The 9,360-nt window shown below is 72.8% G+C and carries 8 protein-coding genes and 2 tRNA genes; 1 reads left to right on the forward strand and 9 read right to left on the reverse strand.

The genetic code is table 11. From position 1 onward, the window contains the following. Positions 1-58: 58 nt before the first annotated feature. The 7 genes from VGI02_RS22905 to VGI02_RS22935 all read right to left on the reverse strand — a co-directional run bounded on the left by VGI02_RS22905 (position 59) and on the right by VGI02_RS22935 (position 6,211). Positions 59-131, reverse strand: a tRNA-Lys gene (locus VGI02_RS22905). 65 nt (positions 132-196) lie between these two features. Then, a tRNA-His gene (locus VGI02_RS22910) sits at positions 197-269 on the reverse strand. 98 nt (positions 270-367) lie between these two features. After that, positions 368-1,045: an oligoribonuclease gene (gene orn, locus VGI02_RS22915; protein ID WP_331631205.1), complete on the reverse strand. Its 678-nt coding sequence runs from the start codon at positions 1,043-1,045 to the stop codon at positions 368-370. Positions 1,046-1,154: 109 nt separating this feature from the next. Then, positions 1,155-2,243 (reverse strand): acyl-CoA dehydrogenase family protein, encoded by a 1,089-nt coding sequence (locus tag VGI02_RS22920; RefSeq protein WP_331631207.1) that lies wholly within the window; start codon positions 2,241-2,243, stop codon positions 1,155-1,157. 52 nt (positions 2,244-2,295) lie between these two features. Then, complete coding sequence (locus VGI02_RS22925; RefSeq protein WP_331631209.1) at positions 2,296-3,924, reverse strand: AMP-binding protein; 1,629 nt, start codon at positions 3,922-3,924, stop codon at positions 2,296-2,298. Next, positions 3,921-5,972 carry an SDR family oxidoreductase gene (locus VGI02_RS22930; RefSeq protein WP_331631211.1) on the reverse strand — a complete coding sequence of 684 codons (2,052 nt, stop codon included), beginning with the start codon at positions 5,970-5,972 and terminating at the stop codon, positions 3,921-3,923. Before VGI02_RS22930 ends, VGI02_RS22925 begins: the two co-directional genes overlap by 4 nt. Before the next feature lie 44 nt (positions 5,973-6,016). Beyond that, positions 6,017-6,211 carry a hypothetical protein gene (locus tag VGI02_RS22935; protein ID WP_331631213.1) on the reverse strand — a complete coding sequence of 65 codons (195 nt, stop codon included), beginning with the start codon at positions 6,209-6,211 and terminating at the stop codon, positions 6,017-6,019. A 69-nt stretch (positions 6,212-6,280) separates the two neighbouring features. Here VGI02_RS22935 and ligD point away from each other — a divergent pair, with 69 nt between their 5' ends. Then, the gene (gene ligD / locus VGI02_RS22940) at positions 6,281-7,285 is read left to right on the forward strand and encodes a non-homologous end-joining DNA ligase (RefSeq protein WP_331631215.1); all 1,005 of its coding nucleotides are present in this window, start codon (positions 6,281-6,283) and stop codon (positions 7,283-7,285) included. Positions 7,286-7,290: 5 nt separating this feature from the next. Here the strand turns inward: ligD and VGI02_RS22945 are convergent, their stop codons facing one another. Further along, the gene (locus VGI02_RS22945) at positions 7,291-8,184 is read right to left on the reverse strand and encodes a DUF1206 domain-containing protein (protein ID WP_331631217.1); all 894 of its coding nucleotides are present in this window, start codon (positions 8,182-8,184) and stop codon (positions 7,291-7,293) included. 77 nt (positions 8,185-8,261) lie between these two features. Continuing rightward, the gene (locus tag VGI02_RS22950; protein WP_331631219.1) at positions 8,262-9,338 is read right to left on the reverse strand and encodes an NADH:flavin oxidoreductase/NADH oxidase; all 1,077 of its coding nucleotides are present in this window, start codon (positions 9,336-9,338) and stop codon (positions 8,262-8,264) included. Positions 9,339-9,360: the final 22 nt, after the last annotated feature.

Genomic DNA, 9,360 nt, shown 5'->3' on the forward strand with positions numbered 1-9,360 from the left:
AAGTGGTGCTGAGTCACACCGAAGATCGCTCCGTAGAGCGATGACCTGCAACGAAGGGTGCGCCGTCAGGGACTCGAACCCCGAACCCAGTGATTAAGAGTCACTTGCTCTGCCCATTGAGCTAACGGCGCGTGACCGGAACACTAGCAAGCCAGTGATCTCGGTCGAACAGCGGGCCGGAACCCCCTGTTCTCCGGGTGAGTGACGGGACTTGAACCCGCGACCACTGGGATCACAACCCAGTGCTCTACCAGCTGAGCTACACCCACCATCGTCCGCCGGTGCCCCGGCGACCTCGGTAAGCCTACAAGCCCCGGGCGAGCCGATTCGCACGGGGCCCGCCTGACGAGATCATGCCGCGGAGGGCTCAGGACGAGCCCGGCGCCGGGGTCTCACCGCCCGCCGAGCCCTCCTCGGTGGCGGTGGCCGCCCCAGCGGCAGCCGCATCGGCGGCGAGGACGTCGGAGGCCGCCGCACGGGCGTCGTCGGTCGACGGGCCGGGGAGCGGGACGAACGCGGTGCGGCGGTAGTACTCCAGCTCACGGATCGATTCGCGCGCGTCGGCCAGCGCCCGGTGGGCCAGGCCCTTCTCCGGCTGGGCGTAGTAGATCCGCGGGTACCAGCGCCGGCACAGCTCCTTGATCGAGCTGACGTCGATCATGCGGTAGTGCAGGTGGGCGTCGAGCTCGGGCATGTCCCGCGCGATGAAGCCGCGGTCGGTGGCGATGGAGTTGCCGCACAGCGGAGCGGTGCGCGCGTCGGGGACATGCTCGCGGATGTAGTCCAGGACGAGCTTCTCCGCCTCGGCCATCGTGACCGTCGAGGCTCGGACCTCCTCGGTGAGGCCGGACTTCGCATGCATCTCGACGACGACCTCGGGCATGTTCGCCAAGGCCTCGTCCGAGGCGTGGATGACGACGTCGACGCCCTCGCCGAGCGGTACGAGGTCCGCGTCGGTGACGAGCGCCGCGATCTCGATGAGCGCGTCGTTCGCCAGGTCGAGCCCTGTCATCTCGCAGTCGAGCCACACCAGCCGTCCGTTCACGGCCCCGACCCTAGCGAGATCGGCTCACCCCGGCTCAGCGCCGTCGTGAAAGTCGATTTCCGGACGTCCAGTGTCTGCAACGAGACTTTTCTGACGCACCCCACGGGCCCTACGGATGCGAGAACGCCGCCAGCTGCGCCGCACGCACGTCCTCGGTCTGTGCCTGGACCAGGAGGAACATCGCCTCGCGGGACCAGCGCTGCTCCGGGCTCGACGCGAGCATGGCCGACCCGCCCCGCGCCGCCACGAGCCCCGCGGCGGCCCGCACCGTCAGCTCCGCGATCCGGCCCCGCAGTGACAGTCGCTCGTCGACGAACCGGTCGCGATCGGGACTGAACCGGAGCTCGTAGACCCGCTCCCGCAGCGGCCACGCCGTCGCGGCCAGCGCCTGGGCCTCCTCGAGCGCCGCCGGCCGGTCCCGCTCGTGGCCGGTGCGCACCGTCTCGTCGATCACCCGGCGCAGCAGGCCCAGGGTGGCGGGCTTGGTGTCCACCACGGTGTCGGCGTCGAGGCGCCGCCACTTCTCACGGTCGACGACGGCGGCCACCTCGTCACCGGAGACCGGCATGTCCGAGAACTCCAGGCCGACCGTCCGCGTGCCGCCCATGACGGCCAGCGAGTACGGCTCCGAGGCGCGCAGCCCGCGTCGGTCGTGGGCCGGCAGCAGGGCGAAGACCACCTCGTCGGCGTCGGTGACCGCCGCGACGAGCACCAGGTCCACCAGGCCCCACCCGGTGCACCACTCGGACCGGCCCGTGAACCGCCAGCCGCCCGACCGGCCCGGCTGCGCCCGGACCGCGGGCTCCCCGGGCCGGCGGAGGTGGGCGATGGCGATCCCGCCCAGCTCGTCGCCCCGCGCCAGGGCCTCGCGGTACTCGTCGGCCGCCGGGTACGACGAGCCGGCGGTCAGCGCCTGGGGGCTGCGGTGCTGGGTGAGGACGAACCAGGTCGCGGCGTCGGCGCCCGCGAGCACCTCCTCGACCTCGAAGAGTGCGCGCTCGTCGTGACCGAGCCCGCCGTCAGCGACCGGCGCCGCGATGCTGTACAGCCCCTGCGCCGCGAGGCAGCGCAGGATGCTGCGTTGCACGCCGATGGCGGGGTGGTCGCTGTCGGCGGCGTTGACCAGCAGCAGATCGGTGACCTCGCGGGCGAGGGCGACGGGATCCGCGTCCGTCGTCAGGCCGGGGTGTGTGCCCATGGTGTCAGGGTTCTCCGGGGGGAGCGGAAAAGACGGGGACGGTCGAACGGCGCTACGAGGATGATGCCCCGAGCTCGGACTTCACCACCTTGCCGGTCTGGTTGCGGGGAAGCGCGTCGAGGAACTCCACGTCGCGCGGCGCGGCGAACCGCGCCAGGTGGTTCTTGACGTGGTCGCGCACGGCGTCGGCGTCGAGCGACGCGCCGTCCTCGAGCACGAGGTAGGCGGCGAGGCGCTGGCCGTACTCCTCGTCGTCGACCCCGACGACGGCGGCCTCCTTGACCCCGTCCATGTCCGAGAGCAGGCCCTCGACCTCGCCGGCGTGGATGTTCTCGCCGCCGGAGACGATCATGTCGTCGGCACGGCCGGAGATGAACAGCAGGCCGTTCTGGTCGTAGTGACCGAGGTCGCCGGTGCCGAGCATGCCGTCGACGACGTCGGTCTCCCCGCGCCCGCCCGTGTAGCCGGTGAAGAGCATGTCGTTGCCGACGAAGATGCGGCCGGTCTCGCCCACCGGCAGCTCCCGGTCGTCGTCGCCGAGGATCTTCACCTCGGTCCCGACCGGCGGGCGGCCCGCGGTGCCGGGCTCCTGGCGGAGCTCCTCGGGCTTCGCGATCGAGGCCCAGGAGACCTCGGTGGAGCCGTAGAGCATGTAGAGCTTGTCGCCGAAGGCCTCGAGGAACTCGGTGACCTTGTGCGGGGGCATCGCCGAGCCGGTCGCGGTGACCGTCCGCAGCGCGGTGGTGTCGTAGCGGGTGAGCACGTCGTCGCCGAGCTCCAGGATGCGCTGGAGCATCACCGGCACCGCGAACATCGACGTGCAGCGGTGGGTGGCGAGCTGGACCAACGCGTCCTCGGGGTCGAACTTGCGGCGCAGCACGAGCGTGGATCCCATGAGCGACCCGATCTGGAACGCCGCGAAGCCCCAGGTGTGGAACAGCGGCGCCGTGACCAGCGCGGGCTCCCGGGCGGTCAGCGGGATGCGGGAGAGGATCGCGTTGACGGGGCCGATCCCGGCCGGGGAGGGCCGCTCGGCGCCCTTGGGGGTGCCGGTGGTGCCCGAGGTGAGGACGATGGTCTTGCCCGTCGGCGGCTTCGTCGGGAGCGCCTGCGAGCCGTCGACGGCGATGAGGCCCTCGAGGGTGTCGTCACCCCAGCACGCGGCGCCCGCGTCCTGCCAGGCCGCGACCTGCTTCACCGACCCGTCGACCTTCTCGAGCCGGTCGGCGAGGTCGGAGTCGACGACGATCGTCGTGATCTCCTGCTCCGTGGCGACGGCGCCCATCTGCTCGGGGGACAGGCCGGTGTTGAGCAGGACGACGTCCGCGCCGATCTTCGAGGAGGCGATGATCGTCTCGATGGGACCGCGGTGGTTGCGGCAGAGCACCGCGACCCGGCTGCCGGGCCCGATGCCCCGGTCGGCGAGGGCGCGGGCGAGCCGGTCGGTGCGGGTGTGCAGCTCACCGAAGGTCAGCGTGCCCCGGTCGTCGACGATCGCGAGCCGGTGGGGGTGGCGCCAGGCGCCGACCACGTACGCCGTCGTCGGGGTGAACCCGTAGCGGTAGAGAGCCACGGGGAACCGGGCGACTCGGTCGGGCCGGATCGGGGCGACCACGCCGGACTCGATGAGCAGGCGCACCCCCGTCGCGAGCTCGGTCGGGGTTCCGAACGGCGTCCTCACCAGTGCACTCCAGGCAGAAGTCGGGCAAAGGCCTGCGCGCCCCGGGACAGCGGACCGGCCTCGAGGGCACGGTCCTCTCCGGGGGTCTTCTCCCCACTACCCTCCCGAGCCGCCGACGACTCCGGGAACACGCGGTAGGCGACGTGCATGACGACGTCGACCAGCCGCGGAGCGAGGTTCGCCGAGACGGCGCCGAGCGTGCCCAGCGCCGTGCCCAGGTGTTTCGGGCGGTCGACGAGCGCGGTGACCACCATGTCCGCGGCCTCGGACGGGCTGGAGGTCGGGAACGCGTCGTAGATCCGCGTGGGAGCGATCATCGGGGTGCGGACGAGGGGCATGTGGATCGTCGTGAACGTGATCCCGTCCCCGATCACCTCGGTGGCGACGATCCGCGCCCAGGCGTCCAGCGCGGCCTTCGAGGCCACGTACGCCGAGAAGCGCGGGGGACCGGTCTGCACGCCGATGGAGGAGATGTCCACGATGTGCCCGAAACGACGCTCGATCATGTGTGGCAGCAGGGCCATCGTCAGCCGCAGCGCGCCGAAGTAGTTGATGGCCATCGTGCGCTCGAAGTCGTGGAACCGATCCAGCTCGAGCTTGACCGAGCGCCGGATCGAGCGCCCCGCGTTGTTGACCAGCATGTCGATGCCGGTGTCCGGGCCGGCGTGGTCGGCGATCATCGCCTTGACCAGCGCCTCCACCGACTCGGCGTCTGTGATGTCGCACGAGTAGACGTGCGCCTGGCCGCCCTCGCGCTCGATCTCGACCTTGACCGCCTCGAGCTCCTCGGTGCGCCGGGCGACGAGCAGCGGCACGCCACCGTTGCGGGCGACCTTGATCGCGGTCTCGCGGCCGATCCCCGACGAGGCGCCGGTGATGACGACGCGGCGTCCGAGCAGCGGGGGACCGGGCCGGGGACGCCGGGCGCGGTTGGGGTCGAGGTGCTCGTGCCAGTAGTCGACGAGGACGGGGGCGTAGTCGCCGAACTCCGGCGGGGTGACACGGAATCCGTCGGTCGAGCTCCGCTCCGCTGCGTCTCCCCCCAAGGCCTCCACGGTCGCGTCGGAGGTGTAGACGCAGGGGAAGGTCAGGTGCGGCAGGACCTCGGGCGGGATGTCGAACTCGGCGAGGGCGATGTCGCGGGCGGAGCCGCCCGCGGCGGTGGCACCGAGCCGGTCGGCGAGGCCGGTGAGCGCGCTGCCGACCGCCCGGGGGAGCACGCCGGCGAGCTTCGGGGCGCCCAGCGGTCCCGCGAGCGCGTTGTAGATCTCGGAGAGCGGCTGCGGGCGCGGGTTGACCAGGTGGAACGCGCGGCCGTCGAGGTCGCGGGTGTGCACCAGACGGACCATCGCGTCGGCCACGTGGTCGACCGGGACGATGTTCGTGGCCCCGAGCTCGGGGGCCGGGACCCGCAGGAAGCTCGGGAGCCGACCGAGGGCGCTGATGGCGCCCATGAGGTAGTAGGGCCCGTCGATCTTGTCCATCTCGCCGGTCTGCGAGTCCCCGACGACGATGGCCGGGCGGTAGACCCGCCACGGGGTCGTCGACTCCTCGCGGACGATCTTCTCCGCCGCGAACTTGGTCTCGTGGTACGGGTTCCCGAAGTGCTGGCCGAGGTCGAAGTCGTCCTCGGTGAAGACCCCGGTGTGCTCCCCGGCGACGGCGACGCTGGAGACGTGGTGCAGGCACCGCGCCCCGAGCTCCGCGGTGACGGCGACGACGTGGCGGGTGCCGTCGACGTTGGTGGCCCGGTTGGCGGCGTCGTCGGCGGTGACGTCGTAGATCGCCCCGAGGTGCAGCACCTCGTCGACCTGGCCCGCGAGGTCGTCCACCGTCTCGTCGGTCAGGCCGAGACGCTCGGCGGTCAGGTCGCCGGTGACCGCGACGAGCTTGTCCGCGCCCTCGAGGTCGCGGGTGCGTCGGCGCAGCTTGTCGACCGAACCGCGGCGCACCAGGGCGTAGACCGTCTCGCAGTCCTCACGCGCCAGCAGTCGGGAGAGGACCGCGCGCCCGAGGAACCCGGTACCGCCGGTAACGAGATAGCGCATGGCGGAGGATCGTGGCACGACTGACCGGGCCGCGCCACGGTTGGTCACGGGTCCTCGCGGCTCATCGCGTCGACGTCGGCCTCGGCCTTCCCGCCCGGCGCGACGCCCTGGACCTTCTCGGTCGTCTTCTGGGCGTCGGGCTGCTCCGGGTCGAGCCCCTCGAGCAGTTCCTCGGTCCGTTCGTGCTCGCCGACGTAGCGTTGCTCGATCTCCTCGGCGCGCTTCGATGGGTCATCCATGGTCCCAGGGGTGCCCACTTCTCGCGTCGGGAAGACCACGGCGTCGAGCGGGGCGGCACGATGGGCTCCGTGACCCCGCTCGACCTCGAGAACCTGCCCCCGGACCAGGTCCGCGCGCTGCGCCGCGCGCCCGACGCCGGCTTCCGGGAGCCCATGCTCGCGACGCTCACCAAGCCCACCGACCCGCCGCCCGGCCCGGAGGGCTGGAGCTTCGAGCGCAAGTACGACGGCGTCCGCGTCATCGCCACCCGCGAGCGCGGGGAGCGCCCGCGCCTGTGGAGCCGCAACCACAAGCCGGCCGATGCCAGCTACCCCGAGGTCGTCGAGGCCCTCGAGGCGGCCGCCCCGGAGCGGTTCGTCCTCGACGGCGAGATCGTCGCGGCCGACGGCCGGTTCGGGTCGCTGCAGGCGCGGATGCACCTCTCCGACCCGAAGCGGGCGCGGGCGACGGGCGTGGAGATCGAGTGCCATCTCTTCGACCTGCTCGTCCTCGACGACCTCGACGTCACCCGGCTGCCGCTGCGCACCCGGCGGAGCCTGCTGGAGGCCGTGGTCCGTGATGACGGGCCGTTGCTCCACTCGCCGACCCTCGACGGCGACCCGCTGGCCCTGCGCGACGAGGCGTGCGCCGACGGCTGGGAGGGGCTGATCGCGAAGCGGCTCGACGCGCCGTACGCGTCCGGGCGCAGCCGCGACTGGCTGAAGCTGAAGTGCGTCAAGGACCAGGAGTTCGTCATCGGCGGGTGGACCGACCCGGCCGGGTCCCGGCAGGTGCTGGGGGCGCTGCTCGTCGGCTACTACGACGGCGAGGGCGCCCTGCGCTACGCAGGCAAGGTCGGCACCGGGTTCGACGACGCCGCGCTGAAGCTGCTGCGCTCGCGGCTCGACCCGCTCGCCGTCGACGACCCGTCGTTCTCCGACGTCCCGCGCGAGCGCGGCCAGCACTTCGTGCGCCCGGAGCTGGTCTGCCAGGTGGGGTTCGGCGAGTGGACCTCCGACGGCCGCCTCCGACACCCCCGCTACCAGGGGCTGCGGGTCGACAAGGACGCGGCGGACGTGGTGCGGGAGGCTTAGCCCACCTACGGGTGGCGCGCGTAGGCGTCCATGACGCAGTACACGCAGTAGGCCGCGAACCCCACCGCCGCGACGACGAACATCGTGGCGCCCAGGGTGTGCGCGGCGAGGGTGCGCAGCGCGACGTCGACCCCGCCGATGCGGTTCGGGGTGTCCTCCCAGGCCGCGAGGACGGTGCAGGCGCCGACGACGCCGAACGTGACGGCCCGTGTCAGGTTCCCGACCGAGCCGGTCACGAGGGTGAGCGTGCGCCGGTGGCCGGGCAGCTTCTCGGGGAGCAGGTCGCCCATGAACGTCGCGCGGATGCCGGTGTAGCTCATCGAGAAGAACATCCCGATGGCGAACAGGCCGACCGCGCCCACGAGCCAGCGCCCGGCGGTGTGGGCGAAGACCTCGTCGACCGTGGCCTGGAAGGCGTTGCGGCGACCCTGCATCCGCGTCGCGAACTCGGCGGCGAGGTAGGCGACGGAGAGCACCCCGACGGCCTTGGCCGCGGCACCGAGCCGCTTGCGCCACCGTTCCTCGGGCTGGGCCCAGCGGAAGCCGACCGCGGACGCGCGGAGCTGCCAGGCCGCGAACGCGACGAGGGCGACGGCGGCGCCCGCGAGCAGCCACCGGCCCAGGAACCCGCTCCCGGCGGCCACGAGCTCGATCGCCCCGCGCGGGTCGGCGTGCTGTTCGCGCTCGCCCAGGGTGGCGATGCGGACCGCGAGTACGGCGATCCCCAGGTGGACCAGGCCGTAGGCCACCAGCCCGATCCGGCCGATCGCCTCCACCCAGGCCGGCGCGTCCCGGTCCGCGCCGGGGCCCGACGACCCGGGCCCGGCGTCGAGCGCCACCGCACGCTCCGGGGCCGATGCCGGACCGCCGGGGGCGGCCGACGTCGGCGCGGTGCTCATGGGAACAGTGGTACCCCGATGTGATCCGTCTGTCGCTGTGGGATCGCTGTGACCTGTCAGGCACCACCCGACAGGGATCACGGCCAGCGGGCCGCCCGCGCGTACTGGGCGGGCCAGGTGACGTCCTCGTCGGCCCCGAGCTCGTGCGCGGCGCGCAGCGGCCAGTGCGGGTCGCGCAGGAGGGCGCGGGCGAGCAGGACGACGTCCGCCTGGCCCGTGGCCAGGACCTTCTCCGCCTGCGCGGGGTCGGTGATGAGCCCGACGGCGCCGGTGGGCACGCCCGCCTCGCTGCGGATGCGCTCGGCGAAGGGCACCTGGTAGCCGGGCCCGACCGGGATCTCCGCGTGCGCGACGTTGCCCCCCGACGACGTGTCGACCAGGTCGGCCCCCGCCTCGGCGAGGGCACGGGCCAGGGCCACCGAGTCGTCGCCGTCCCAACCGCCCTCGGTCCAGTCCGTGGCCGAGATGCGGGCGAGGACCGGGACGTCGTCGCCGACCTCGGCGCGCACCGCCGCGGTGATCTCGACGGCGAGCCGGATGCGGTTCTCGAAGGAGCCGCCGTGGGCGTCGGTGCGCCGGTTCGACAGCGGCGAGAGGAACTGGTGCACGAGGTAGCCGTGGGCGAGGTGCAGCTCGACGACCTCGAACCCGGCCGTCCGGGCGCGGCGGGCGCCCGCGGCGAACGCGGCGGGCAGCTCGGCGATCTCCTCGGCGGTCAGCGCGTGCGGCTCGGTGTAGTTCGCGAAGGCCTCGGCCGACGGGGCGACGGGCGTCCACCCGCCGTCGTCGGCGCCGATCGGGCCGTTGCCCTCCCAGGGCCGGATCGTGGAGGCCTTGCGGCCTGCGTGGGCGAGCTGCATCGCGGCCGTTGCGCCCCGGGCGTGGAGGAACTCGACGACGCGCCGCCAGGCCGCGACCTGCTCGTCGTTCCAGATCCCGGCGTCCTGCGGGGTGATCCGTCCCTCGGGGACGACGGCGGCCGCCTCGGTCATCACCAGCCCGGCGCCACCGGCGGCGAACTGGCCCAGGTGCACCAGGTGCCAGTCGTCGGGCAGCCCGTCGGTCGCCGAGTACTGGCACATCGGGGCGACCCAGATCCGGTTGCGCACGGTGGTGCCGCGCAGGGTGATCGGGGTGAAGAGCTCACTGGTCACGTGACGGTTCAACGACCTCGAC

The sequence above is a fragment of the Actinomycetospora sp. genome (assembly GCF_036497245.1).
Classification (GTDB): Bacteria; Actinomycetota; Actinomycetes; order Mycobacteriales; family Pseudonocardiaceae; genus Actinomycetospora.